26 protein-coding genes are annotated in these 23,624 nt (G+C 67.1%); 15 read left to right on the plus strand and 11 right to left on the minus strand.

Annotation, left to right across the window (positions count from 1 at the left end):
* Positions 1-2: 2 nt before the first annotated feature.
* Genes ispZ through mtaB form a run of 3 tightly spaced genes read right to left on the minus strand, consistent with a single transcriptional unit; the run spans position 3 to position 2,759 of the window.
* On the minus strand, positions 3-617 hold the full coding sequence (gene ispZ, locus OMP43_RS04935) for a septation protein IspZ (RefSeq protein ID WP_280278605.1): 615 nt from the start codon (positions 615-617) through the stop codon (positions 3-5).
* Entirely contained in the window at positions 610-1,545 is a 936-nt protein-coding gene (gene ftsY / locus OMP43_RS04940; protein ID WP_280278606.1) for a signal recognition particle-docking protein FtsY, read from the minus strand. Before ftsY ends, ispZ begins: the two co-directional genes overlap by 8 nt.
* The gene (gene mtaB, locus OMP43_RS04945; protein ID WP_280278607.1) at positions 1,542-2,759 is read right to left on the minus strand and encodes a tRNA (N(6)-L-threonylcarbamoyladenosine(37)-C(2))-methylthiotransferase MtaB; all 1,218 of its coding nucleotides are present in this window, start codon (positions 2,757-2,759) and stop codon (positions 1,542-1,544) included. The genes ftsY and mtaB overlap by 4 nt, the downstream gene beginning before the upstream one ends.
* On the opposite strand from mtaB, the gene OMP43_RS04950 reads away from it, so the two are divergent.
* The gene (locus OMP43_RS04950) at positions 2,760-3,335 is read left to right on the plus strand and encodes a DUF924 family protein (RefSeq protein ID WP_280278608.1); all 576 of its coding nucleotides are present in this window, start codon (positions 2,760-2,762) and stop codon (positions 3,333-3,335) included.
* On the opposite strand, the gene OMP43_RS04955 is transcribed toward OMP43_RS04950, so the two are convergent.
* Entirely contained in the window at positions 3,310-4,248 is a 939-nt protein-coding gene (locus OMP43_RS04955; RefSeq protein WP_280278609.1) for a hypothetical protein, read from the minus strand. The two genes, OMP43_RS04950 and OMP43_RS04955, sit on opposite strands and share 26 nt — an antisense overlap.
* A 281-nt stretch (positions 4,249-4,529) precedes the next feature.
* Here OMP43_RS04955 and OMP43_RS04960 point away from each other — a divergent pair, with 281 nt between their 5' ends.
* Complete coding sequence (locus OMP43_RS04960; RefSeq protein WP_280278610.1) at positions 4,530-4,970, plus strand: VapA/VapB family virulence-associated protein; 441 nt, start codon at positions 4,530-4,532, stop codon at positions 4,968-4,970.
* Positions 4,971-5,021: 51 nt separating this feature from the next.
* On the opposite strand, the gene OMP43_RS04965 is transcribed toward OMP43_RS04960, so the two are convergent.
* On the minus strand, positions 5,022-6,653 hold the full coding sequence (locus tag OMP43_RS04965) for an EAL domain-containing protein (protein ID WP_280278611.1): 1,632 nt from the start codon (positions 6,651-6,653) through the stop codon (positions 5,022-5,024).
* A gap of 300 nt (positions 6,654-6,953) precedes the next feature.
* Between OMP43_RS04965 and ffh the strand changes: the two genes are divergently transcribed.
* The 8 genes from ffh to OMP43_RS05005 all read left to right on the plus strand — a co-directional run bounded on the left by ffh (position 6,954) and on the right by OMP43_RS05005 (position 13,721).
* Positions 6,954-8,456, plus strand: coding sequence for a signal recognition particle protein (ffh, locus tag OMP43_RS04970; RefSeq protein WP_280278612.1), 1,503 nt, complete (start codon positions 6,954-6,956; stop codon positions 8,454-8,456).
* A gap of 88 nt (positions 8,457-8,544) precedes the next feature.
* Positions 8,545-9,096, plus strand: coding sequence for a 30S ribosomal protein S16 (gene rpsP / locus OMP43_RS04975; protein WP_280278613.1), 552 nt, complete (start codon positions 8,545-8,547; stop codon positions 9,094-9,096).
* Between the two features lie 3 nt (positions 9,097-9,099).
* Entirely contained in the window at positions 9,100-9,591 is a 492-nt protein-coding gene (gene rimM / locus OMP43_RS04980) for a ribosome maturation factor RimM (RefSeq protein WP_280278614.1), read from the plus strand.
* Positions 9,588-10,313: a metallophosphoesterase family protein gene (locus tag OMP43_RS04985; protein ID WP_280278615.1), complete on the plus strand. Its 726-nt coding sequence runs from the start codon at positions 9,588-9,590 to the stop codon at positions 10,311-10,313. The genes rimM and OMP43_RS04985 overlap by 4 nt, the downstream gene beginning before the upstream one ends.
* A gap of 75 nt (positions 10,314-10,388) precedes the next feature.
* Positions 10,389-10,685 carry a hypothetical protein gene (locus tag OMP43_RS04990; protein WP_280278616.1) on the plus strand — a complete coding sequence of 99 codons (297 nt, stop codon included), beginning with the start codon at positions 10,389-10,391 and terminating at the stop codon, positions 10,683-10,685.
* Between the two features lie 41 nt (positions 10,686-10,726).
* Positions 10,727-12,244, plus strand: coding sequence for a serine hydrolase domain-containing protein (locus OMP43_RS04995; RefSeq protein WP_280278617.1), 1,518 nt, complete (start codon positions 10,727-10,729; stop codon positions 12,242-12,244).
* Positions 12,245-12,303: 59 nt separating this feature from the next.
* Positions 12,304-12,882: a hypothetical protein gene (locus tag OMP43_RS05000; protein ID WP_280278618.1), complete on the plus strand. Its 579-nt coding sequence runs from the start codon at positions 12,304-12,306 to the stop codon at positions 12,880-12,882.
* A 5-nt stretch (positions 12,883-12,887) separates the two neighbouring features.
* Complete coding sequence (locus OMP43_RS05005; RefSeq protein WP_280278619.1) at positions 12,888-13,721, plus strand: TIGR04222 domain-containing membrane protein; 834 nt, start codon at positions 12,888-12,890, stop codon at positions 13,719-13,721.
* Positions 13,722-13,773: 52 nt separating this feature from the next.
* Here the strand turns inward: OMP43_RS05005 and OMP43_RS05010 are convergent, their stop codons facing one another.
* Both OMP43_RS05010 and OMP43_RS05015 read right to left on the minus strand, forming a co-directional pair.
* Entirely contained in the window at positions 13,774-14,682 is a 909-nt protein-coding gene (locus OMP43_RS05010) for a hypothetical protein (RefSeq protein ID WP_280278620.1), read from the minus strand.
* The gene (locus tag OMP43_RS05015) at positions 14,679-15,326 is read right to left on the minus strand and encodes a hypothetical protein (protein WP_280278621.1); all 648 of its coding nucleotides are present in this window, start codon (positions 15,324-15,326) and stop codon (positions 14,679-14,681) included. The genes OMP43_RS05010 and OMP43_RS05015 overlap by 4 nt, the downstream gene beginning before the upstream one ends.
* A gap of 194 nt (positions 15,327-15,520) precedes the next feature.
* Between OMP43_RS05015 and trmD the strand changes: the two genes are divergently transcribed.
* Together trmD and rplS are read left to right on the plus strand one after the other, a co-directional pair.
* Entirely contained in the window at positions 15,521-16,258 is a 738-nt protein-coding gene (gene trmD, locus OMP43_RS05020; RefSeq protein ID WP_280278622.1) for a tRNA (guanosine(37)-N1)-methyltransferase TrmD, read from the plus strand.
* Positions 16,255-16,641 carry a 50S ribosomal protein L19 gene (gene rplS, locus OMP43_RS05025; protein ID WP_280278623.1) on the plus strand — a complete coding sequence of 129 codons (387 nt, stop codon included), beginning with the start codon at positions 16,255-16,257 and terminating at the stop codon, positions 16,639-16,641. The genes trmD and rplS overlap by 4 nt, the downstream gene beginning before the upstream one ends.
* A gap of 185 nt (positions 16,642-16,826) precedes the next feature.
* On the opposite strand, the gene OMP43_RS05030 is transcribed toward rplS, so the two are convergent.
* Together OMP43_RS05030 and OMP43_RS05035 are read right to left on the minus strand one after the other, a co-directional pair.
* Entirely contained in the window at positions 16,827-17,279 is a 453-nt protein-coding gene (locus tag OMP43_RS05030; RefSeq protein ID WP_280278624.1) for a PA2169 family four-helix-bundle protein, read from the minus strand.
* Positions 17,280-17,363: 84 nt separating this feature from the next.
* Positions 17,364-17,741, minus strand: coding sequence for a VOC family protein (locus OMP43_RS05035; protein WP_280278625.1), 378 nt, complete (start codon positions 17,739-17,741; stop codon positions 17,364-17,366).
* Between the two features lie 79 nt (positions 17,742-17,820).
* Here OMP43_RS05035 and soxR point away from each other — a divergent pair, with 79 nt between their 5' ends.
* A complete protein-coding gene (gene soxR / locus OMP43_RS05040; protein WP_280278626.1) occupies positions 17,821-18,288 on the plus strand; it encodes a redox-sensitive transcriptional activator SoxR in 468 nt (155 codons plus the stop codon).
* Positions 18,289-18,433: 145 nt separating this feature from the next.
* On the plus strand, positions 18,434-19,297 hold the full coding sequence (locus tag OMP43_RS05045) for an OmpA family protein (protein WP_280278627.1): 864 nt from the start codon (positions 18,434-18,436) through the stop codon (positions 19,295-19,297).
* A gap of 83 nt (positions 19,298-19,380) precedes the next feature.
* On the opposite strand, the gene OMP43_RS05050 is transcribed toward OMP43_RS05045, so the two are convergent.
* The gene (locus tag OMP43_RS05050; protein ID WP_280278628.1) at positions 19,381-20,871 is read right to left on the minus strand and encodes a S41 family peptidase; all 1,491 of its coding nucleotides are present in this window, start codon (positions 20,869-20,871) and stop codon (positions 19,381-19,383) included.
* Between the two features lie 195 nt (positions 20,872-21,066).
* Here OMP43_RS05050 and OMP43_RS05055 point away from each other — a divergent pair, with 195 nt between their 5' ends.
* Positions 21,067-23,289, plus strand: a complete 2,223-nt coding sequence (locus OMP43_RS05055; RefSeq protein ID WP_280278629.1) for a S9 family peptidase — start codon at positions 21,067-21,069, stop codon at positions 23,287-23,289.
* Between the two features lie 52 nt (positions 23,290-23,341).
* Here the strand turns inward: OMP43_RS05055 and OMP43_RS05060 are convergent, their stop codons facing one another.
* Entirely contained in the window at positions 23,342-23,569 is a 228-nt protein-coding gene (locus OMP43_RS05060) for a hypothetical protein (protein WP_280278630.1), read from the minus strand.
* Between the last annotated feature and the right edge of the window lie 55 nt (positions 23,570-23,624).

Here is a 23,624-nt window from a genome sequence, read left to right on the forward strand (position 1 = left end):
GCTCACTCCTGGGGCGGGACGGGCGCGTCCTCGGGCTTCTCCAGCTGCAGCCCATGCTTGAGCAGCAGCGGGATGTTGAGCATCGCGAACACCAGCGTGACCGGGATCATCACCCAGGTCTTGAAGAGCACCCACTGGTCCCAAGTGACGAGCTGGCGAACCACTTCGTTGGCCACCGCGGCGGCGACGAAGAACAGCGCCCAGTTGATCGTCAGCAGCCGCCAGCCCTTGGCCGAGAGGCCCGGATAGGCCTGTTCGAGCAGCATCTGGAGCAGCGGCTTGTCGGCGATCACGCCATAGCCGAGCACGATCGCGAACATCGCATAGATGATCGTCGGCTTGATCTGGATGAAGGTCTGGTCGTGGAAATAGAGCGTCAGGCCGCCGAACAGCAGCACGAAGGCCGCGGTGATCCACAGCATCGGCGATACGTGGCGAGTCTTCCACCAGCTCAGCGCGATCGCCGCGGCCATCGCGACCATGAAGGCCACGGTCGCGGCGAACACGCGCGCGAGCACCGGCCCCTGGGCCAGCGAATTGACCAGGAAGAACACCGCGAGCGGGCCATAGTCGATCAGCATCCGCACGCCGGGCGTGGCGGCCTTCTTCTCAGCCATTGGTAAGCTCCTCCACACCCGCGATGATGCGCGCGACTTCCTGCGCGTTGAACGGACGCAGATCGTCCACCTTCTCGCCCACGCCGATCGCATGGATCGGCAGGCCGTATTTCTCCGCCGCCGCGACGAGCACGCCGCCGCGCGCGGTGCCGTCGAGCTTGGTCATGACGAGGCCGGTCACGCCGGCGACTTCCCGGAACACTTCGATCTGGTTCAGGGCGTTCTGGCCGGTGGTCGCGTCGAGCACCAGGACCACGTCGTGCGGCGCCGCCGGATTGAGCCGGCCGAGCACGCGGCGGATCTTGGCCAGCTCGTCCATCAGCTCGCGCTTGTTCTGCAGGCGCCCGGCGGTGTCGACGATCAGCACGTCGGTGCCGATCTCCGTGGCCTTCTTCACCGCCTCGAACACGATGCCGGCGGCGTCGCCGCCCTCTGCGCCGGAGACGATCGGCACGCCGATCCGCTCGGCCCAGGTCCGCAGCTGGCCGATCGCGGCGGCGCGGAACGTGTCACCGGCGGCGAGCATCACCGAATAGTCCTGCTCCATCAGCAGGTTGGCGAGCTTGGCGATCGTCGTGGTCTTGCCCGAGCCGTTGACGCCGATGACGAGGATCACCTGCGGGCGGGGAAAGGCCTCGATCTCCAGCTTCTTCGCCACCGGCTCGAGCACCTTGGCGACTTCCTCGGCCACCACCAGCCGGATGCCGAGCTCTTCCATGTTGCGCTCGAACTGGCCCTCGGCGAGCCGCTGGCGCACGCGCGCGGCGGTGGTCGGGCCAAGGTCGGAGGCGATCAGCGCCTCCTCGATCTCGTCGAGCGTCGCGTCGTCGAGCCGCGCCAGGCCCAGCCCGGCAAGGTTGCCGATCAGCCGGTCGGACGTCTTGCGGAAGCCGCCGAGAAGGCGCTCGTGCCAGCTGGGGCCGCTCATGCGATCAGCTTCCCGTCCCGGACGTCCACGATCTTAAGGCTCACAATCTCTCCGACTTGGCTTGGGGCGAGGCGAACCTCGGCGAAATTGCCGGCATGGCCCCGGTCGCCGGGGCGCTCTACCAGCACTTGCTGCGTGCTGCCTACCAGGCTTCGCAGCCAGGCGTCCCGCGTGCCGGCCGCCGCAGCGCGCAAGCGCGCGGCGCGGGCCTTCACCATTTCGGGCTCGACCTGCGGCATCTTCGCGGCCGGGGTGCCGGCGCGGGGGCTGTAGGGGAAGATATGGGCATGGACGATGCCGCATTCCGCGATCAGCGCCAGCGTGTTCTCGAACATCGCTTCGCTCTCGGTCGGGAAGCCGGCGATGAGGTCGGCGCCGATCGCGATTTCCGGCCGCGCGGCTCTCAGCCGCTCGGCCAGCGCGACCGATTGCGCGCGGTCGTGCCGGCGCTTCATGCGCTTCAGGATCATGTCGTCCCCCGCCTGGAGCGAGAGATGAACGTGCGGCATCAGGCGCGGCTCCCCGGTGAGCAGGGCGAACAGCCGGTCGTCCACTTCGATCCCGTCGAGCGACGAAAGCCGGAGCCGCCGGAGCTTCGGCACGTGCGCCAATATGCGCTCGACCAGCTGGCCCAGGCTCGGCACGCCGGGCAGGTCGGGGCCATAGCTGGTCAGGTCCACGCCGGTCAGCACCACTTCGGCATGGCTTTCGGCGAGTTGGGCGACGCGGTCGATCACCGCGCCCGCGGGTACCGAGCGGCTGTTGCCGCGGCCATATGGGATCGCGCAGAAGGTGCAGCGATGGTCGCAGCCATTCTGTACCTCCACGAATGCGCGGGCGTGCGTGGAGAAGCTGGCGGCGAGATGCGGCGCCGTCTCGCGCACGGCCATGATGTCCTGCACCACCACCGGCTCCGGCGAGAGCCAGGCATCGGGCCGCAGCTTCTCGGCATTGCCGATCACCCGGTCCACCTCGGGCATCGCCGCGAACGCTCGCGGGTCGATCTGCGCCGCGCAGCCGGTCACCACCAGCTCGGCGCCCGGCCGTTCGCGGCGCGCGCGGCGGATCGCCTGGCGGGTCTGCTTGACGGCCTCGTTGGTGACCGCGCAACTGTTGATCACGATCGTGTCACGATCGGACAGCAGAGTACGGATCGTCTCGCTCTCCGCGAGGTTGAGCCGGCAACCCAGACTGATGACGTGAGGGGATGACATTTGGCCGGTGATCTAGGCGCAGCTACACGCGATGTCCACGCGAGGGCCCGCGAAATACTGGGCTTCTGGTTCGCGCTCACGCCCGAGCAGCATTTCGCCAAGTCGGCGAAGCTCGATGCGGAGATCAAGTCGCGCTTCGGGCCGCTGCGCGATCTGGTGCTGGGCTCGGGCGCCGAGGGCTGGCGCGACTATCCCGAGACTCTGCTGGCGGCGATCATCCTGCTCGACCAGTTCAGCCGCAACATCCATCGCGACAGTGCGGAAGCCTATGCGGCCGATCCGCTCGCATTGGAGCTCGCCCTTCAGGTGATCGAGATGCGCTGGGACGAGGCGATGGCGGCGCAGGAGCGCCAGTTCCTCTATCTGCCGCTCGAACATGCCGAGGATCCGGCGATGCAGAAGCTGAGCGTGGAGAAGTTTGCCGCGCTCGGCGATGCATATATCCTCGATTTCGCCGTGAAGCATGCCGAGGTGATCGCGAAGTTCGGACGTTTTCCCAGCCGGAATGCGGCGCTGGGGCGTGAGTCGACACCGGAGGAGAGGGCGTTCCTCAGCCGGGATGGGGCGGGGTGGTGATCCTGGCCAGGGCAATGCCGCTATGGTGCTGGAAATAGCCCAGGAACGAAGCCATGAAGGCCAGGAACGCACAGGTCATGCGCGATGAGAGCAGGATGCAGCTGCCGCCGCGCGGCGGCAGCTCGAGCAGGCCGAGCTCGTAGCCGGCCTCCAGCATGCGGATCAGGTTCGAGCGCGAGCCGCCGAACTGCCTGGCCGTGGCGCGCATGTTGAGCGCGACCGGTTCGATGCGGATGCGGTTGTCGGGCCGCATCGCGCGCAGCACCAGATGCTCCATCATCAGCCACCCGCCGTCCGACGACGCGAAATGGAAGACCTCCGGAAAGGGGCCGAGCGGGTCCCAGCCGGCGATCAGCCCTTCGGCGCCGCTGGTGCGCATGTGCCGGCCGAGCTCCGGATGGCGGGCGCGCAGGCCCGTCAGCGCACCCTCGGGCACGGCCGCGTCGATCGCGGCGAAGATCTGGTCGTTCCACTCCTCGACGATCGCCATGAAGCGCGGCGTGGGTTCGAGATGCACCACCCGGGAATCGATCGGGGAGCGCGCCGCCACCAGATATCCGCCAAGCTTCATGATGTTCAGAAAGGCATGGACCCGCCCCGGGCTGGCCAGGTCCAGCCGGGCACAGCTCCGCTGCAGGTTGGTGATGGTCAATCCCGTTCGCGGATCGCGCGCATCGCGGATATCGTGCAGGTAGAGCAGGATCACCAGGATCTGAAAGCGCCAGACTTCGGTCACGACCCGATTGAGGATCAGGTTGTGCGCGAAAAAGGGCTGCATCACATTCTCGTGGCGGCGGACCCCGTCCAGAAAGGCCGGATGATCGCGAAAGGCGGCGATCCGCGTCCATTCCCCGGGCGAAGTGCGGCTGGCGAACAACGCGTCATGCGCGCGGATATCGAGATGTTCCGCCATGCTCCCGGCACCCGCCCCGCAAATCCCCGGCCGGGACGGATCGGGCCTCCGACCCTCCGGCAACTCCCGATGAAGACACGATAGCTACAAATTTGGGCCGGCGGAAAGGCAAATCCCTTCAAAATTGGTCCAAAATATCTCGCCGTTTCCCGGTTAGGAAATCACGGTGCGGCGCGGCCAATCACCCAACAGCTGAAATTTGATCCAGCGGTTTTTGCCGGGGCGCATGATGTGCGTTGATTTCAATTGTTTAATTCTCAAATTGAATAGGGGTTAATGCAATGACGGAACGTAAGGATGCCGAAGCCTTTGTTGTGGCGCATGGCAAGGATATTTCGGAAACCGAGGCCGCTGCCGCGATCGAGTTCCTCACCGGGCACGAGGATCGGTACTATGTCGAGGTCATCGTTGCGGGCATCGGCGGCTATCTGAAGGTCACCGTCAACATGAGGGTGGATGGCAGAGACTGGTTCTTCGAGGGAAATGCCGGGGCGACCAGCCTGATCTCGCTGGGGAAATATTGGGGGCATTGCTACACGAAGGACGTGGCGAGGCTGCTGAAGACCTCGGCGGGGTTCAACGTCAACGCAGTCGCCGTCCTCATCGGCGGCTATGTGAATGTGAATTTCTTCGACGGAAACAGCCAGTTCCTCGGCCATCTGCACGGGGGCGGGCTGTCGAACCTGGTCTGCACCGGCGGTGGCACCGGGTCCTGGAGGTAATTTGCCGGGAACGGACGGGCGGCTGCTTCCCGCGGCCGCTCGTTTCACGCCTCAGCCCGCGAGCCGCCGATCGTCCGCCGGCGGCTCGGGCGCCGTGGGCGAGGCGCCGCCGGTCAGGATCAACCGGCGCTCGGCGAGCAGGCGGCGCGCGCCGGCCACCGACAGCGGTTTGCCATAGTGCCAGCCCTGCGCCTTGGCGCAGCCGGCGGCGCGCAGCCGTTCCTCGATCGCGGCGTCCTCCACGCCCTCGGCGGTGATCGGCAGGTTGAGGCTCTCGCCCAGGCTGACGATCGCATTGACGATCGCGGCCGAGTCGGCGCTGGTGTTGAGCGACATGACGAAGCTCTTGTCGATCTTGATCCGGTCGAAGGGCAGGGCGCGCAGATGCGCCAGCGACGAATAGCCGGTGCCGAAATCGTCGAGCGCCAGCCGGGCGCCCTGGTTCTTCAGGCTGCCGACGATCGACTGGGCCAGCGCCAGATTGTCGAACAGCGAGCTCTCGGTGATCTCCACCTCGAGCCGGCTCGCCGGGAAGCCGGTCTCGGCCAGCACCTTGATGATCTTCTGCGCCAGCCAGGCGTCGCGCAGCTGCCAGGGCGAGATGTTGATCGACAGCGTGAGCGCGGGGTCCCAGTCGCGCGCGGCGAGGAAGGCCTGGCGCATGATCGAGAGCGAGAGATCGGCGATCATGCCCGTCTCTTCCGCGATCGGAATGAACAGCTCCGGAGAGATCAGTCCGCGCGTGGGATGCTCCCAGCGCGCCAGCACCTCGAAGCCGTGCAGCCGGTTGGTGGTCAGATCCACCTGCTGCTCGAAATAGGGAACGATCTCGCCGCGCGGAATCGCGGTGCGCAGCCCGCTCTCCAGTTCGTTGCGGATCTGGAGCTCGCGCTCCATCGAATGATCGAACCAGGCATAGCGGTTGCGGCCCGATTTCTTGGCCGCGTACATCGCGATGTCGGCCGAGCGCATCAGCGCGTCGATGCTCGCGCAGTCGAAGTCCGAGCGCGCGATGCCGAGCGAGCAGGAGATGTGCAGGCGCAGGCCCTCCGCCTCGAAGGGCTGGGCCATGCGGCTGACGAGCCGCTCGGCGATGCGCTCCACGACCATCGGCTCGCTGGGATCGAACAGGAAGCCGCAGGCGAACTCGTCGCCGCCCAGCCGCGCGGTGAGCGCGATCGGCGGCATGACATGCGCGATCTCGGCGGCGACGGCACGCAGCAGGGCGTCGCCCACCGCATGGCCGTGCATGTCGTTGATCGTCTTGAAATGATCGAGGTCGAGCATGATCATCGCCATGGCCTTGCGGCGGCGCTGGGCCCGGACGAACATCGCCGCGCCTTCCTCGGCAAGGCTGCGGCGATTGTAGAAGCCGGTCAGCGGATCGCGATTGGCGAGCTGCTGGGCGCGCTCCTCGGCGGCGGCGCGGACCTGCACCTCGTGGCTCAGCGCCGAATGCCGGCGCCAGCCGAACAGGATCAGCGCGACGTTGAGCAGCAACGCGATGACGAGCGTGCGGTCGGCCGGAGCGCCGCCTTCGAAATAATATTGCAGCGTCTTGGAGAGCACGGCGCTGCCGGTGCCGATGAAGAGCAGGATCGCGGCAACGCTGATCGCGCCCGACAACAGGGCCGGGCGCGGGGCGCTTCGCGATAGAGCTTGTTCTTCGTGGTCCAGCGACATGCCGGGAACGGTCCCCCAACTGCAATCGGGTCCGTTTCTCATGCACTCGGTATAGAACGGGTTAAGCCGGCGACATGCTCGCGCAATATTTCGCGCTATCGTCCTTCGTCCCCTGTGGCGGAGCTTGCGGGGAATCAGCCGGCTTGCCTCCCGTGCTCCGATGGAGTAGGGGCCGCCGCGACCGTTCTCTTCGAACGCGAGACATTTGCCGCCCCAAGGGGTGACGCTGGCCGACGAGGTTTCGTCCGCCGGCGTGTTTTGCGTTTGGCGAGTTATGGCCGGATTTGGAGTTTTGGGTCGATGTTCGAAAGTCTGAGCGAACGGCTGGGTGGCGTATTCGAGCGCCTGCGCGGCCGTGGCGCGCTGACCGAAGCCGATGTCCGCACCGCCATGCGCGAAGTGCGGATCGCCCTGCTGGAGGCCGATGTTGCGCTTCCGGTGGCGCGCGACTTCGTCGAGAAGGTGACCGAGAAGGCCATCGGCCACGAGGTGCTGCGCTCGATCACGCCGGGCCAGCAGGTGGTGAAGATCGTCCACGACGCGCTCGTGGAGATGCTGGGCCCGGACACGGCCGAGCTGGCGCTCGACGTGACCCCGCCCGCCGTGGTCATGCTCGTCGGCCTTCAGGGTTCGGGCAAGACGACCACCACTGCCAAGCTGTCCAGGCTGCTCAAGAGCCAGGGCAAGAAGGTGATGATGGCGTCGCTGGACGTGAACCGTCCGGCCGCGCAGGAGCAGCTCGCGGTGCTCGGCACCCAGACCGAGGTGCAGACGCTGCCGATCGTCGCCGGCCAGCAGCCGGTCGAGATCGCCAGGCGCGCGCTCAATGCCGCCAAGCTCCAGGGCTATGACGTCCTCATGCTCGACACCGCCGGCCGACTGCACGTCGACCAGGCGCTGATGGACGAGATGAAGGCGGTGGCGGACATCGCCACGCCGAACGAGATCCTGCTCGTCGTCGACTCGCTCACCGGCCAGGACGCGGTGAACGTCGCGACCAGCTTCTCCGAGCAGGTGCCGCTCACCGGCGTGATCCTCACCCGGATGGACGGCGATGCCCGTGGCGGCGCGGCGCTGTCGATGCGCGCGGTCACCGGCAAGCCGATCAAGTTCGCCGGCATGGGCGAGAAGCTCGACCAGCTCGAGCCCTTCCATCCCAAGCGCGTCGCCGGCCGCATTCTCGGCATGGGCGACGTCGTGTCGCTGGTCGAGAAGGCGGCGGCCGCGATCCAGGAGGAAGACGCCGAGAAGATGGCGGCGCGGCTGGCCAAGGGCCAGTTCGACATGAACGACCTGCGCGGCCAGCTCGCCCAGATGCGCCGCATGGGCGGCCTCGGCGCGCTGGCCGGCATGATGCCGGGGATGAAGAAGGCGCAGGCGGCGGTCGACCAGGTCGGCGGCGACAAGGTGCTGATCCGCATGGACGCGATGATCACCTCGATGACGCCCAAGGAGCGCGCCAAGCCCGACCTGATCAACGCCAAGCGCAAGATCCGCATCGCCAAGGGCTCGGGGACGACCGTGCAGGACGTCAACAAGCTGCTGAAGATGCATCTCGAGATGCAGACCGCGATGAAGCGGCTCAAGAAGATGGGCGGGCTCAAGGGCCTGATGGGCATGCTCGGCAAGGGCGGTCCCGGCGGCGGCATGGGCGGCGTCGGCAATGCGCTGGGCGGCGCCGGGCTGGGCGACATGATGGGCAAGCTGGACGGTCCCGGCGGCGCCGGCGGGCTTCCCGGCCTGGGCGGCCCCGGTGCCCCCCAGCTTCCGCCCGGTTTCGAGAATTTTTTGAAGAAGAAGTGATCCCCCGCCCAGCCGTCAGGCGGCGGGGCAACAACCAGACCAGACCCGGTGATCGCCGGGCTGACGAATACGAAGAAGGAAGATTGTAATGGCTATTTCCCTGCGTCTGTCGCGCGGCGGCTCGAAGAAGCGCCCGTATTACCGCATCGTCGTTGCCGATGCCCGCTCGCCCCGCGACGGCAAGTTCATCGAGAAGATCGGCACCTACAACCCGCTGCTCGCCAAGGACGATGCCAAGCGCGTCGTGCTCGACAATGAGCGCGCCACCTACTGGCTGGGCGTCGGCGCGCAGCCGACCGATCGCGTCGCCCGCTTCCTCGACGCCGCCGGCCTCAAGGAGCGCACCGCCAAGAACAACCCGAACAAGGGCAAGCCGGGCGAGAAGGCCGTCGAGCGCGCCGAGGAGCGTGCCGAGAAGCTGAAGGCCGCCGAGGAAGCCGCCGCCGAGGCGAAGGCCGAGGCCGCCGCCGCTGCCGCCGCGCCGGCTCCGGCCGCCGAGGAAGTCCCGGCCGAGGGCTCGAACGAGGAAGCCGAAGCCGTGATGGCGGCCGAAGTCGAAGCGGCGACCGAAGAGCCGACGGCGGAAGCCGAGCAGGTCGCCGAGGCGACCGCCGAAGAGACCCCGCCGGCCGAGGCGTAAGCTTTGTCCGGTGATCAGCCCGTTACGCTCGCCGTCATCATCGGCGCGCACGGCGTGACGGGCGAGGTCCGCCTGAAGGTCTTCGCCGAGGACCTGTCGACGCACCGCCGGTTCAACGGCGGTGCGCTGACGCTCAAATCGGTGCGCGGCGGGCCGAACGGCACGATCGCGCGCTTCGCCGAAGTGGCCGACCGCAATGCGGCGGAGGCCCTGCGCGGGACCGAGCTCAGCGTCCCGCGCTCGGCGCTGCCCCCGCTCGGCGAGGGCGAATATTATCATGTCGACCTGCTGGGACTCCCCGCCGTCTCCGACGAGGGCGCGGCGCTGGGCAAGGTCGTGGCGATCGACAATTTCGGCGCGGGCGACGTGCTCGAGATCGAGCGGCCGGCCGACGAGAGCGGCAAGGCGAAGCGCTTCATGGTGCCGATGATCCCCGCCGCCGTGCCCGAATGGGATGCCGAGCGGCTGGTGGTGAGCGCCGCCTTCGTCGAATGACGCGGACCGCGGTCCTTTCCGACATCCACGGCAATCTGCCGGCCCTGATCGCAGTCGTCGCCGATGCCCGGGCGCGGGGCTGTACGCGCTTCCTCAACCTGGGCGACATTCTCTCGGGCCCGCTCTGGCCGGCCGAGACCGCCGAATGGCTGATGGCGCGCGACTGGCCGACCATCGCGGGCAATCACGAGCGGCAGGTGCTCACCGATCCTCCCGGGCGGATGAACGCCTCCGACCGCTTCACCAGGGCCGCGCTGGGCGCGGAGGCGCTGGCCTGGCTGGCGGGCCTGCCGCCGACCCTGGCGATGGATGGCACGTTCCTGTGCCATGGCACGCCGCGCAGCGACGTCGCGCCGCTCACCGAGACGCTGGAGGGAGCGCGCCTGCGCGCCGCGAGCGAAGCCGAGCTCGCCGGGCGACTGGCGGGGCGCGGGGAGGCGCGCGTCCTGTGCGGCCACACCCATGTGCCGCGCCTGCTGGCGCTTCCCGGCGGGCGCCGGGTGCTCAATCCGGGCAGCGTCGGGCTCCAGGCCTATGACGACGATCATCCCCGGCCCTATCGCGTGGAGAATGGCGACCCGCTCGCCCGCTACGCGGTGATCCATGGGGAGGATATCGGGCTCCACGCGGTCGCCTATGACCATCACGCCGCCGCGCGAAAGGCGGAAGCGGAAGGGCGCCCGGACTGGGCGATCGCACTCGCCACCGGGCGGATGGACTGAATTTCCGCGCTTCTGCACCGAATTCTCACGCGAACTTGATTGGCCGCGCACGGGCCCAGGCGGCATCCTGCGATCATGACGTGGATCATCTGGTGTCTCGGCTATGCTGCGCTCGCCTCGGGCCTGTGGGCCGCGGGGGCCTTCCTCTTCCGGCTGGGGCACGCCGGCCGCTTGCTGACGACTGTCATATTGCCGGCACTAGTCGTGGGGGTCGCCACCGGGTGCGGCTATTTCGACTCGCGTGCCGAATGGCCGCCCGAATGGGCGCTGATCTTCTTGGTCCTCTGCATCGGCACTGGAGCGAGTGCGGCAATCGTCGGGCTGCTGGCCTGGTTCATGCTCGAGGAATGGTTCGGCTGGCGCGCCCGCTAGGGGCCGGTTATCCTCCCCGCGAACATCGGGGGATGCACGCAATGAACTGGGTCCGTACCACGCTTGCCGCAGCGCTATGCTGCCTCGCCATGCCCGCCGCCGCGCAGACGACGGAAGCGGGGCTCAAGCCCCGGTTCGAGGCGATCGACCGCCAGTTCGAGGCTTTCCAGCACGACACGCCCACGCCGGGCCTTGTCTACGGCATCGTCGCCGAGGGGAAGCTCGTCCATGTTCGCGGCTTCGGCGTGCAGGACCTGCCGGCGAAGCGCCCGGTCACGGCCGACACGCTGTTCCGCATCGCCTCGATGACCAAGGCCTTCACGGCGCTGTCGATCCTGTCGCTCCGCGATGCCGGCAAGCTCTCGCTCGACGACTTCGCCGAGAAATACGTCCCCGAGATGCGCGGCTGGAAATATCCGACCGCGGACAGCCCGCATATCCGGATCCGGGACCTGCTCTCCCATGTCGCCGGCTTCGTCACCGACGATCCCTGGGGAGACCGGCAGACGCCGATGCCGGAGGCCGAGTTCGCGAAGCTGCTCCGCGCCGGCGTTCCGTTCAGCCGCGTGCCGGAGACCGCGCACGAATATTCGAACTTCGGCTATGCGCTGCTGGGCCGGATCGTCGCCAATGCGTCCGGCATGCCCTATCGCACCTATGTCGAGCGCACGATCCTCAAGCCGCTGGGCATGGGCTCGAGCGGCTTCGAAGTGTCCGAATGGCCGATCGAGCGCCGTGCGATCGGCTATCGCTTCGAGGATGGCGCATGGCGCGAGGAGCCGACCATGCGCAACGGCGCCTTCGGTCCGATGGGCGGGCTGCAGGTGAGCGCCAATGACTATGGCAAGTGGATCGCCTTCCTGCTCTCGGCATGGCCGCCTCGCGACGGGCCGGATGCCGGGCCGGTCAAGCGCGCCACGGTGCGCGAGCTGGCGCAGGGGCTGAACTTCATGCGCGTGACTCCGCGCATGGGCACCGCCGCCAAGGACGATTGCATGCAGGCCGCCGCCTATGGCAAGGGCTTGCGCGTCTCGCAGGATTGCCAGCTCGGGCTGATGCTGCATCATGGCGGCGGCTATCCCGGCTATGGCTCGCACATGCTGCTGCTGCCCGAGGCGGGCGTGGGTATCTTCGTCTTCACCAACCGCACCTACACCGGCGCCGCGGGCACGGCCTGGGACGCGATGTTCGCGCTCGACAAGGCGGGGGTGCTCCAGTTCGCCGAGCCGCCGGCGACCCCGGAACAGGTTGCGGCCCAGGAGACCGCGCGCGCCATCTATGCGGCGGGCGACGTCTCCGTCGCGGGCTCTGCCCTGGCGATGAACTTCCTGATGGACCGTTCGGCCGAAGGATGGCGCAGCGATCTCGCGGGCCTGCGGGCGCAGCTGGGCGCGTGCGCGGGCAAGACCGAGCCGCTGTTTCCGAACGGCGCGCTCTCCGTCGCCTTTCGCTGGCACTGCGACAAGGGGCTGCTCGACGGCACGGTGCTGCTGGCGCCTACTCGACCGGCTACCATCCAGGCCTTGCGCTTCCGGCCGAAACCCGCCGCGAAGCCATGAGCAGGCAACGCGATCGGGGCGCTTGACATTTTAAACCTACTATGCTAGTGGGAATTTAGATGAGCGGGGCCTCCGGTCTGTCTCGAACCCCTACCGGACACCCGGTCTGGACGGCGCTTTCCCACTATACCATCGGTCCCGAGGATGCGGAGTTGAGCTTCGCGGCGCGGCTGGCGCGCGAAAATGGCTGGACCGGTGCCGAGGCCGAGCGCGTTATCGAGGAATATAAGCGCTTCTGCTTCCTCGCGGTCACCACCGAACATCCGGTCACGCCGTCGGACCAGGTCGATCAGGCCTGGCACCTGCACCTCACCTATAGCCGCGACTATTGGGAGCGCTTCTGTCCCGAAGTGCTCGGCCGTGCGCTCCATCACGGCCCCACCGCCGGCGGACGCGTGGAGGGGCATCGCTATTTCACCCAATATGCCGAGACGCTGCGCAGCTACGAGCAGGTCTTCGGCACGCCGCCCGCGGATCTGTGGCCCGACGCGGGGCGGCGACTGCTCGAGGACCACAAGGCGCGCCGCGTGCATCCGCGCGACGCATTCATCGTGCCCCGGAGGCCATTCCGGACCGCGCTGGCGATCCTGTTCGCGGTGCTCTCCGCTCTGGTCCTGGGGTATTTCCTGAGGAGCTAGGACTTATGTCGCTCGGACCCTTCGATCTCACCGGCGGGCCGTTTCTCATCCTCTATGGCGGGCTGCTGATCCTCACCATCATCGCCGGCTTCACCATCCCGCGCTGGCTTCGGCCCGAAGGCCGCACCCCGCGCCGCATCGATACCGACGATCTCGCCTGGCTGGCCGGTGGCGGCACGCGCCTCGCCGAGACGGTTGCCGCCCGGCTGCTCTCGACTCGCCAGCTGGCGATGGCGGGCAAGAACAAGTTCACGCCCGGCCAGTTCGGCGGCGGCACTCCGGTCGAGCGCAGCGTGCTCGCGCTGCCTGACGGAGCGAGCTGGGATCGGGTCGCCGGCGCGGTGGGCAAGCACGGCGATGGCATCCGCGAACGGCTGGTCGATGCCGGGCTGCTGATGGACGGGTGGAACGCGCTGCAGATGCGTTTCTTCCAGACGCTGCCCTACTTCCTGCTGCTCGGCTTCGGCTATGCCAAGCTGCTGATCGGCGAGGCGCGGGGAAAGCCGGTCGGCTACCTCACCGCCCTGCTGGTGGTCACCGGGATCCTCGCGCTCATCCGCTTCGCCGCGCTCGATCGGCGGACGTGCGCGGGGCAGGAAGCGCTTGCCGAGGCGCGCACGCGGAGCGAAAGGCTCCGCCGGGCCCCTGCCGGCGGCGAGGCCGATCTTGCGGTGGCCTTGTTCGGCACGGTGGTGCTGGTCGGTTCGGACTGGGGCGGATTTCACCAGATGCGCGCGGCGAGCTCGGGGAGCGATAGCGGTAGCGGTAGCGGCGGCAGCGGTTGCGGCAGCGGCGGTAGTGGCTGCGGCGGCGGTGGCTGCGGCGGTTGCGGGAGCTGAGCGCGCGGGAAGGAGGCCGGGCGATCCGGGGGGATCGCCCGGCCTCTTCGCGTCAGGGCAGGGTGGCGCCCGATCTGACGTCGATCACCTTGTCGCGCCGATAGGCGAGCACCCCGTCGATCGGCATCACCCGATCGATCTCCAGACCCAGATAGTTGGGCACGCGGCGGCCGGCGTGCAGCTCGGCCGGGACGATCGTGTAGCTGGCCAGGCGCGGATCGATCCTGTCGCCCGCTACCGGGAGCCGCCAGCTGACGCTGGTCACCGTTTCCGGCAGGTCGATCGTCGTGCGGGGCGGGGGCGTGCCCGCCGTCCTGGCCCTGCCGCGTTCCACATCGAACATGAGGATCATCGTGCCGATATCGGTGATCTGGCCCGGCTTCGCTTCGAATTCGAACGTGCCCATGCACATGCAGATGCCGGCATGGCTGCCGTTGCCGGCGGTCATGATCGGTCCGTAAAAGGCATAGCGGCCCGGCCGGACGCCCTGGATATAGATGGAAGCCGCGCTCTTGGAGAAGCGGTTGGCCGGGCCGAACGAGATCAGGTTCTCCACGTCGATCGGCGTGAAGGCGAGGTTCGCGTCGTTGGGTTCCACCGGTTCGGGGCCCGGCGGGCGGATCGCGGGCCGCCCGTTGCGTGCATCCTTGAGATAGGCGTCGCGATTCTTGATCCAGGTGGCGTGCCTGCGCTCCCATTTGGCATGGGCCTTTACCAGCGCGGCCGCGCGGCGGGCCTTGTAGTCGGCCAGGTTCGCTTCGTCGGCGATGCGGATGAACGAGAAGGATGCCGCGTCCGCGTTGCGCACGGCGATATAGGCAGTCGCGGGATCGAGCGCGATCTCGGGCTTGTCCTTCACATGGCCGAGCCCCTGGGGCGGCGCGGCGGCCTGGGCCAGCGCGGCGGCGGGGGCGAGGGCCGCCGCGGCCAGCGCGGCGGCGAGGAGGAGGGGCTTGCTCATCGGCCGAGAGCCTCCCCCTTGGGGGCGATCATCGAGGCGATCTTGGCCTGCTGTTTCAGGAACGCCTGGCGCTTTCCTTCCTCGATGGTGGTGAAACTTTCCTCGAAGTTGAATTCCTTCCAGATGTCCTTGGCCAGGCCGTAACGCTGATAGCCTTTGAACGACATGCAGCGGCGCATGTTGACGCGGCGCAGCGCGCGGACCTGGGCGGAGCCGAAGATCGCCACCGCCAGCATATTGCCGATCGCGCCGCCGATGGCGCCGGCCATTGTCCCCTGATAGGGATAGGGCACTGGCGTGTAGTTGGAATAGGGTCTGGAAAGCCCGCGCGCGAGCCCGTCGCAATCGCGCAGATCGGCGAGCGCTTCCTTGAAGCCGGTCTCGTCCCGGTGGAAATAATAATATTTATCGTAGTCGTCCGCCTCACCCGGCTCGGCCTTTCCATCGAGCGACGGCACCTGGATCGCGGCGACGTCTATCTCCTCGTCGGCATCGGGCAGGGATATGGTGGCCAGCGTGTCGTCCGCCGGGGCGGCGGCGCCGCCGCCCTTGGTCTCCGGCGTGTCGTTCCCCTGCTGCGCCATTGCCGGCACGCACCATAGCATGAGCGCGCAGGCTGCCCCGCGCGCGATCGTCGATTTCATGACATTCCCCCTATTCTCGCATGAGAATGGCGGCAGACTATCCCTGGGGCCGGGTGCTTCGCAAGCATGCGGCCACGAATGGGTTCCGGGGCACCGGTGATCCATTGGCGCCGGATCGCTGCGGGCCGGGGGCGGCGTCGATGATGACGCAATCCACCCCTTGCCAATCGCGTTCCCGGAGGGGAAAGGCTCCCATGCCTTTCGCCGCCACCATCCTCACGCTTTACCCGGAGATGTTTCCCGGCCCGCTCGGTATCTCGCTGGCGGGCAGGGGGCTGCGCGAGGGGCTGTGGAGCATGGAGGCCATCCAGATCCGCGACTTCGCGACCGACAGGCATCGCTCGGTGGACGACACGCCGGCGGGCGGCGGGGCGGGGATGGTGATGCGCGTCGACGTGCTGGCCGCCGCGCTCGACGGCGTTGCCCCCGGCCGGCCGATCCTGGCGATGACGCCTCGCGGCAGGCCGCTGACCCAGGACCGCGTCCGCGCGCTGGCGGAGGGGCCCGGTGCGGTGATCCTGTGCGGCCGGTTCGAGGGGATCGACGAGCGCCTGTTCGAGGCGCGGGCGATCGAGCAGGTATCGATCGGCGACTATATCCTCTCCGGCGGCGAGATGGCGGCGCTCACGCTTCTCGACGCTTGCATTCGCCTCATTCCCGGAGTAATGGGCGCGCCTTCCAGCGGCATGGACGAGAGCTTCGAGACGGGGCTGCTCGAATATCCGCAATATACCCGACCTGTCGAATGGGAAGGGCGCACGATCCCCGAAGTGCTGCGATCGGGGGATCATGCGAAGATCGAGGCCTGGCGACGCGCTCAGGCGGAGAATGACACACGGCTACGGAGGCCGGACCTTTGGGAGCGCCATGAGGGCGCTCGGGTCCAATCTCCCTCTGGCGCGCGGCGACGTAAACAGGACGATGTGAAATGAACCTGATCCAGACGCTCGAAGCCGAGCAGATCGCCAAGTTCAACGCGGCGAAGAAGATTCCGGAGTTCCGCCCGGGCGACACCCTCAAGGTCGGCGTGAAGGTCGTCGAAGGCGAGCGCACCCGCGTGCAGAATTATGAGGGCGTGTGCATCGCCCGCTCGAACAAGGGCATGGGTTCCTCGTTCACCGTCCGCAAGATTTCGTTCGGCGAGGGTGTCGAGCGCGTCTTCCCGCTCTATTCGCCGAACATCGACAGCATCGAGGTGGTTCGCCGCGGTGTCGTGCGTCGCGCGAAGCTCTATTATCTGCGTGGCCGCACCGGCAAGTCGGCGCGTATCGCCGAGCGCCGCGACGTCCGTACCGAGGCGGCCGCCGCCGAGTAAGCTCCGGCTTCGAAAAGATACGGGAAGGGCGCGGTGGCGATGGCTGCCGCGCCCTTTTCCATGGAAGTCCGCGCCCCGCTTTGGTTGGAATGGCGGGAAAGCGGGCATAAGGCGCCGTTCCGGGGCTTCGACCGTCGCCGAAACAAGGCGTCCGCGCGAAGGGGACCGCCGCGTTCGTCCCGGGTTCAGTCCGCTGCCTGGAACAGGTCCCGCAGCTTCCTGGTCGTGTCATGGCCCCGGAGCACCGAGGCGTAGCACTCCCGGACGACGCCCATCGCGCCAGGCGACATGCGCTCGTCCGCCAGCACCCGATCGAACTCTTCCTTCAGATAGTCTTCGCCGCGCTCGATCTCGCTCAGGATCGCTTCGTCGCCGCCGCCGAGCACCCGGCGCAGATCCTCCACCCGGCGATGGATCGTCGCCGCGGTCGAGCCATATTCGGCCGGCGTGCCGCCCAACTCGCGGCTCTTGGCCGAAAGCGCGTCGATCACGCGGCGGCGCTCCCCGGCCATGTCCGTGAAGAAGCGGGCGAAGCGGCCGGCATCGGCGTGCCTGGCCGAATGCTCATAGCCGCGCACGCTGTCGATGGTGGTGACGATCAGGTCGTCGAGCTTGGACACGTCATGATTGGTGGTCACGCTGGGCTCTCCTCGCAGATCCTTGCGGCGAAGAACCCGGCGCACCGCCCGTGGGTTGCAGAAAATTGATGGTTAGTCAGATGTTTAGGCGTAGCTGACGATCTCGAACTCGGTGCCGTCATGGTCGAGGAAATAGAAGCGGCGGCCGGGATCGTAATCGGCATGGTTGAACGGGATCAGCCCCGCCTTCACCACCCGGCGCTCGATCTCGTCGAGATCGTCGACCAGGATGCCGACATGGTTGAGCGGCCGGCCCTTCTCGAAGGTCGCCTGGTCGGGCGTCTCGGGCGGCGTGTAGACCGCGAGATAGGTGCGGTCGTCGCCGACATGGATGGTGCGGCCGCCGTCGCGCGCCGGACCTTCCCAGCGAATATGCCAGTCGAACAGGTCGCCGAGCAGCTTCGCCGCGCGCTCGGGGCTGCGCACGGTCACGTTCACATGCTCGATATAAGGCTGGGACATGGATTTCCTTTCCGGTTGGATGCCATGCCGCGAGCAGCTACAACCTCAACCTAAGTTGAGGTCAAGCGGGAAAATCGAAGTGCGCGGGAACGAGCTCCTGACGATCGGCGAACTGGCGGCGCGTACTGGCATCGCGGTGTCGGCCGTGCGCTTCTATGAAGGGAAGGGGATCGTCCATCCGATCCGCACGCGCGGCAATCAGCGCAGGTTCCTGCGCTCGGACATCCGCCGCATCTCCTTTGCGCTGATCGCCCAGCAGCTGGGCCTTACCTTGCCGCAGATCGCGGAGGAGCTGCGCAAGCTGCCCGAGGGGCGCACCCCCACCGGCGAGGATTGGGCAAGGATCAGCGGCGCCATCCGCCAGCGGATCGAAGTGCAGATGGCCCAGCTCCAGCGCACGCTCGACGATCTGGACGGCTGTATCGGCTGCGGCTGCCTGAGCCTCGGGAAATGCGCGCTGTACAATCCGGACGACCGCGCCGGAGCGAATGGCGCCGGCCCGCGTTTCATCCTGGTGTCGCGCAAGGTGGCGCTGGGACTGGATTAGGGCAGGGCTGCAGCATCGGCTCGTCGCACGCAGCGCTCGAACCAGCCGCTCGGCCCGAGGTGCCTCCGGGCCCGTTCATCTGGCGGACAGCTTTGCGCGAACACGCAAGGCGCACCGGTGGGGGCAATTTGAAGGAGGTTGCTCAATGCATGTCATTTCCAAAAAGCAGGGGGTTCGCTTCCTGGTCGCCATGCTGGCCATATCGGCATCGGGCAGCGCATATGCGCAGCAGCAGCAGAACGTGCCCGATCCCAATATCGTCGTAAACGGTCCAGCCCCGGCCGCGATGACCGAAGGGCCCGAGATCAAGGGCGTCATCACCGCGCGTTCCGGCGACAGGATGAAGGTTACCACCGCCGATGGCGCCAGCACGACCATCGCCATCACCGACATGACGCGGGTCAAGGCGGGAGGCGGCCTGTTCGGTGGCAGCAAGCTTGCCCCGAACGCGCTGCTCAACGGACTGCCGGTCACCGTCAAGACGATGCAAGCGGACGGTGTGCTGGTGGCGAGCCAGATCAGTCTTCGGAAGAACGACCTCAGGACCGCGACGATGATCCAGAGCGGAACGTCCCAGCGCTTCGAGGAACAGGCCGCGGCCACGGAGGCGCTGCGCGGCCGCATGGCGGACATCGACAAGTATAACGTCAAGAGCACGACGAACGTGCACTTCGATGTCGGCAAGACGGATATCTCCGCGCAGGACAAGGCCGAGCTCTGCTCCGCCGCGAACTCGGCGGGGCAAACGGAGAATGCCCTGTTGCTGGTGGTCGGCTACACCGATTCGACCGGAAGCGACGACTTCAACCAGGAGCTCAGCGAGAAGCGCGCCGGCCGCGTCATCAACTATCTCCAGCAGGTCTGCGGGTGGAAGCCGTACCGCATGCTGACTCCGACGGGCATGGCCAAGGCCGATCCGGCGGCGAGCAACGATACGCCGGAAGGCAAGGCGCAGAACCGCCGCGTCGCGGTGAACGTGCTGGTCAGCAAGAGCGTCGACGGACTGTAAGTCGCGAGGGCCGGGAGCGGTGACGGCGCTCCCGGCCCCGAATGCGTCGCCGCGCGGGGAGGTCGCCCGGCGGGCGACCGATCCTAGCGCTGCCGAACGCGCGCAAGCACCTGCTGCAGGACCAGGTCTTCCGCAGCGCCGATCGGCGGCCGCGCGATCGCGATGTCGGGGATCACGCCGGAGACATCGTCCTTGCCGTTCGGCCGGAGGAAATGGCTCTTGGGATACGTCACCACGATCTGCGTGCCCGGCAGGGTGAAGGACTGGACGGAGGCAAAGTTGGACGCCACGTCCGCGGTTTCCTCTCCGATGACCTTGCCGAAGCCATAGTCCTGAATGAGCGCGGCGACGGAGGTCGCATTCGAATAGCTGTGCCGGTTGATCAACGCCCATACCCGTCCGTGGAAGCGGGGTTCGCCGTGCGGCTGGACGAGGGGAAGATCATATTTGTAGCGGGTGCCGTTTGGCGCGCGCGCCTCGGCATCCATCTGGCCGGCGAAGGACGGATCGATCGGCGCTCCGGCCGCGCGCTGGCGGGCATAGTCCGCCTTGGTGGCGGCGCTGGCCTTCAGGGTGAAGGACGAGGTGAACCGGAAGGGCCGGGTGGCGAACCACGCGATCATCGGGTCGCTGAAGCTGTTGTCTCCGCCGGGGTTGTTGCGCAGGTCGAGGATCAGGTCCGTGGCCCCGCTCGCCAGGATCTTGCGGAAGCTGTCGTCGATAAAGGCCATGAACGACGCGGCCTGGTAGGAAGGCGCGGAGCCGGCCGCCGGCTCCTCGGTGTTGAAGAACGGGCCCGGCCGGAGATAGGCGACTCCATCTCCGAGCGGCTTGTATTCTCGGATCGAGAATTCGGTGGCGAAGCTTCCGGTCGGATATTTCGCGGCCAGGGCGCGGCGCTGGGCAAGCGTCACCGCGGGAACGGCAAGGGGCAAGGGCTGCCCGGCGACGATCGCCGTCACTTCGATCGACGCGACCTGTCCTCGATCGAGCCACAACAGCGCGGGAAAGCTCTCTTCCATCTGCGCATGGGCCATATATGGCCGTTCCGCCGAGACGTAGCTGCCCAGACGATCCAGGACCTGGTGGACGGGCTTGCCGTCTATGGCGATGATCTCGGTGCCAGCGCGCAGCTTGCCGCTGTCCTCCGCCGGCTCCGTCAGCAGGACCCGGTTGCCATCGACGCGGATGAACAAGGGCAGCAGCGTCCCGCCCGCCCGGAGATAGGTGACGAACTCGACCACCGGGGCATCGACGCGCGCATGGCCGATCCTGCCATAGGCGACGAACTTCTGGAACATCGTCGCGACTGCAACCGAGCTCATCGGCCTCCGGATGGAGTCCCGGAGCGTCTGGTAGAGCTTGTCATATTCGGCCCTGGAGCGATGGACATAGAGATCGAAATGCGCCTCCTGAAGCGTTTCGTAGAGTAGCTTGAGGTCGGAGCGGACAATTTCCGGCGCCACGGTCGCGGACGGGCCGGATTCCGCGGGTGCGGCGGGCGCGGCATGGGAAGCCGTCAAGGCCGGCGCGGCAAAGGCCAGGAGCATGGCGAAGGTCAGTCCGATCTGCATTTCGGCATCGTAATCAATGCCCCGCGGCCCGATCAACCGGACGCCTCCGATCTCGGCGCGACCCGCGAACGAAATGAAACATCGCCTTGTGGTTTTGTTGCCGACGAACGCAAGATTCGTGAAGTTCGCCGCGCCCCCAGGCTTTACCGCGCTGCGTTCCCCCGCAATAACGCTGCCTCAAGGAGAATGGGGTCTATGCGGAAATGGCTGGTCGGGCTTGCGATGCTGGGAGCGCCGCTGATGGCGAATGACGCCTTGGCGCAGACAAAGGGGCTCACGCTCGAGCGGGTGTTCGCCAGCCCCGATCTGAACGGGCCGCAGCCGCGCCTGGCCAAGCTCTCGCCCGACGGCAAGTTCCTGACGCTCCTGCGCAACCGCGCCGACGAGAAGGAACGGTTCGACCTTTGGGCGATGGACACGCGCACCGGCGAATGGCGGATGCTCGTCGATTCGAAGAAGGTCGGCACCGGGGCCGCGCTTTCCGAGGCCGAGAAGATGCAGCGTGAGCGCGCGCGCATCGGCGGCAGCAAGGGCATCGTCGCCTATGACTGGGCGCCTGACGGCAAGTCGGTGCTCGTGCCGCTGGAAGGCGAGATCTATCGCGCCGGGCTCGACGGCGGCATCGCCAGGCTGCCCGCCCGGCCTGGCCCCAAGCTCAATGCGGAGGTCAGCCCGGCCGGCGGCTATGTGTCCTGGGTGCAGGACCAGAACCTGGTCGTGATGGGCCAGGCCGGCGGCGAACCGCGTGCCATCACCGACGATGGCCAGGGCACCGTCCATTGGGGCGAGGCCGAGTTCGTCGCGCAGGAGGAAATGGCGCGGTTCAAAGGCTATTGGTGGTCGCCGGACGACAAATATGTCGCGGTCGAGCGTTTCGACGAGGCGCCGGTGGGCATCGTCACTCGCGCCGCGATCGGGGCCGAGGGCACCCAGATCTTCCAGCAGCGCTACCCCAAGGCCGGCACGCCCAATGTGAAGGTCGCGCTCTATGTGATGGACCCGAGCGGCGGCCACAAGGTGAGCGTGGATCTCGGCACCGATGCCGATATCTATCTCGCCCGGGTCGACTGGTCGCAGGACGGGAAGACGCTCTACGTCCAGCGCCAGAATCGCGAGCAGACCGTGCTCGACCTGCTGCAGGTCGATCCGGCCACCGGCAAGTCGACCTTGCTGTTCAGCGAGAAGGCCCGTGCCAGGAGCTGGGTGAACCTCTCCAAGGCACTTACCCCGCTCGGTGACGGCAGCCTGCTCTGGTGGTCCGAGCGTGACGGCCATGGCCATCTCTATCGCTTCGCCAAGGGCAAGTTCGCCCAGATTACCCGGGGCGACTGGGAAGTGACTCCCGACATCGTCGGCGTGGACGAGGCCAAGGGGCGCGTCTTCTTCCTCGGCAACAAGGACGGCGTGCTCGAGCGGCACCTCTATTCGGTCGACTATCGGAAGGGCGGGGCGGTGACTCGCCTCACCGAAGCCGGATGGTGGAACGAAGCGGTGATGGACGATTCGGGCACGCATGCGATCGTCAAGCGCTCGAACCCGAACCAGCCCGCCCAGACCTATCTGGCGGACGCGTCGGGCAAGCGCATCGCCTGGGTGAACGAGAATGCGGTCACTGCCGCGGACCATCCCTACAATGCCTATCTCGCGGCGCATCGCGAGCGCAGCTTCGGCACGATCAAGGCGGCGGACGGCTCGGTGCTGCACTGGGAGATGATCACGCCGAAGCTGGAGCCGGGGAAGAAATATCCGGTATTCTTCCAGCATTATGGCGGCCCGCACGCGCAGCAGGTGAGCAAGGCCTGGGGTGGCGCGCTCCAGCAATATCTGGTCTCGCGCGGCTATATCTGGTTCCAGCTCGACAATCGCGGCTCGGCCAATCGCGGCGTCGATTTCGAGAGCCAGATCTGGCACGCGATGGGCTCGGTCGAGGTCGAGGACCAGGTGGCCGGCGCCACTTATCTCAAGACCCTACCCTATGTGGATGCGAACAAGGTCGTCACCTATGGCTGGTCCTATGGCGGCTATATGACGCTCAAGCTGCTGGAAAAGGCGCCGGGCGTGTTCGCCGCGGGCGTGGCCGGCGCGCCGGTGACCAAGTGGGAATTGTACGACACCCATTATACCGAGCGCTACATGGGCGATCCGAACAAGGTGCCGGAAGCCTATAAGGCCTCGGACAATATCGGCGAGGCCGCGAAGATCGCCGATCCGATGCTGCTGATCCACGGCATGTCGGACGATAATGTCGTGTTCGAGAACAGCACCGCGCTGGCGGCGACGCTGCAGCGCGCCGAGGTGCCGTTCGAGATGATGTTCTACCCCGGCCACACCCACAAGGTCGGCGGCCCGGGCATCAGCGTGCACCTGTGGAACACCATCCTCGACTTCCTGGAGCGGAAGACCGGGGCGAAGAACTAGGGCATCCTATCGACGGCGGCCGGGCGAGTTCGTCGCCGGCCGCCGTTCCGCGTCACCTGCCGATGCTGACGATGACGAAATCGCCGAGATCGGTGCGCTTGAACATCATTTCCAGCTCATCCTCATCAGCCCCGACGAGATGGGGCTCCTGGCCGCGCACGAACCGGGCGGTATCCTCCAGCAGCCGCACCGCTTCGTTGATCTTCACGCCCTGGATTCGCACGCGGATCGCGCCCCGGCCCGAAACCATCTCCAGCCGGCCTTCGCTTTCGTTGGTCATGCTCGTTTCCTCCTCCTCGAATATTCCGCGCATAGTCCCCGGATGGAAAAGATAA

This window comes from Sphingomonas sp. CBMAI 2297 (assembly GCF_029870595.1).
Taxonomy (GTDB): domain Bacteria; phylum Pseudomonadota; class Alphaproteobacteria; order Sphingomonadales; family Sphingomonadaceae; genus Sphingomonas.

What these genes read in the sequence shown, in the direction of transcription:
- OMP43_RS05010 (WP_280278620.1), bottom strand. Translation starts at nt 14,682, where the DNA reads ATGAGCAAGCCCCTCCTCCTCGCCGCCGCGCTGGCCGCGGCGGCCCTC.
- OMP43_RS05015 (WP_280278621.1), bottom strand. Translation starts at nt 15,326, where the DNA reads ATGAAATCGACGATCGCGCGCGGGGCAGCCTGCGCGCTCATGCTATGG.
- OMP43_RS05005 (WP_280278619.1), top strand. Translation starts at nt 12,888, where the DNA reads ATGTCGCTCGGACCCTTCGATCTCACCGGCGGGCCGTTTCTCATCCTC.
- rpsP (WP_280278613.1), top strand. Translation starts at nt 8,545, where the DNA reads ATGGCTATTTCCCTGCGTCTGTCGCGCGGCGGCTCGAAGAAGCGCCCG.
- ispZ (WP_280278605.1), bottom strand. Translation starts at nt 617, where the DNA reads ATGGCTGAGAAGAAGGCCGCCACGCCCGGCGTGCGGATGCTGATCGAC.
- ffh (WP_280278612.1), top strand. Translation starts at nt 6,954, where the DNA reads ATGTTCGAAAGTCTGAGCGAACGGCTGGGTGGCGTATTCGAGCGCCTG.
- rplS (WP_280278623.1), top strand. Translation starts at nt 16,255, where the DNA reads ATGAACCTGATCCAGACGCTCGAAGCCGAGCAGATCGCCAAGTTCAAC.
- OMP43_RS05055 (WP_280278629.1), top strand. Translation starts at nt 21,067, where the DNA reads ATGCGGAAATGGCTGGTCGGGCTTGCGATGCTGGGAGCGCCGCTGATG.
- OMP43_RS04995 (WP_280278617.1), top strand. Translation starts at nt 10,727, where the DNA reads ATGAACTGGGTCCGTACCACGCTTGCCGCAGCGCTATGCTGCCTCGCC.
- OMP43_RS05050 (WP_280278628.1), bottom strand. Translation starts at nt 20,871, where the DNA reads ATGCAGATCGGACTGACCTTCGCCATGCTCCTGGCCTTTGCCGCGCCG.
- OMP43_RS04960 (WP_280278610.1), top strand. Translation starts at nt 4,530, where the DNA reads ATGACGGAACGTAAGGATGCCGAAGCCTTTGTTGTGGCGCATGGCAAG.
- OMP43_RS05000 (WP_280278618.1), top strand. Translation starts at nt 12,304, where the DNA reads ATGAGCGGGGCCTCCGGTCTGTCTCGAACCCCTACCGGACACCCGGTC.
- OMP43_RS05060 (WP_280278630.1), bottom strand. Translation starts at nt 23,569, where the DNA reads ATGACCAACGAAAGCGAAGGCCGGCTGGAGATGGTTTCGGGCCGGGGC.
- OMP43_RS04955 (WP_280278609.1), bottom strand. Translation starts at nt 4,248, where the DNA reads ATGGCGGAACATCTCGATATCCGCGCGCATGACGCGTTGTTCGCCAGC.
- ftsY (WP_280278606.1), bottom strand. Translation starts at nt 1,545, where the DNA reads ATGAGCGGCCCCAGCTGGCACGAGCGCCTTCTCGGCGGCTTCCGCAAG.
- trmD (WP_280278622.1), top strand. Translation starts at nt 15,521, where the DNA reads ATGCCTTTCGCCGCCACCATCCTCACGCTTTACCCGGAGATGTTTCCC.
- OMP43_RS05045 (WP_280278627.1), top strand. Translation starts at nt 18,434, where the DNA reads ATGCATGTCATTTCCAAAAAGCAGGGGGTTCGCTTCCTGGTCGCCATG.
- mtaB (WP_280278607.1), bottom strand. Translation starts at nt 2,759, where the DNA reads ATGTCATCCCCTCACGTCATCAGTCTGGGTTGCCGGCTCAACCTCGCG.
- OMP43_RS05035 (WP_280278625.1), bottom strand. Translation starts at nt 17,741, where the DNA reads ATGTCCCAGCCTTATATCGAGCATGTGAACGTGACCGTGCGCAGCCCC.
- OMP43_RS04965 (WP_280278611.1), bottom strand. Translation starts at nt 6,653, where the DNA reads ATGTCGCTGGACCACGAAGAACAAGCTCTATCGCGAAGCGCCCCGCGC.
- OMP43_RS04985 (WP_280278615.1), top strand. Translation starts at nt 9,588, where the DNA reads ATGACGCGGACCGCGGTCCTTTCCGACATCCACGGCAATCTGCCGGCC.
- OMP43_RS04990 (WP_280278616.1), top strand. Translation starts at nt 10,389, where the DNA reads ATGACGTGGATCATCTGGTGTCTCGGCTATGCTGCGCTCGCCTCGGGC.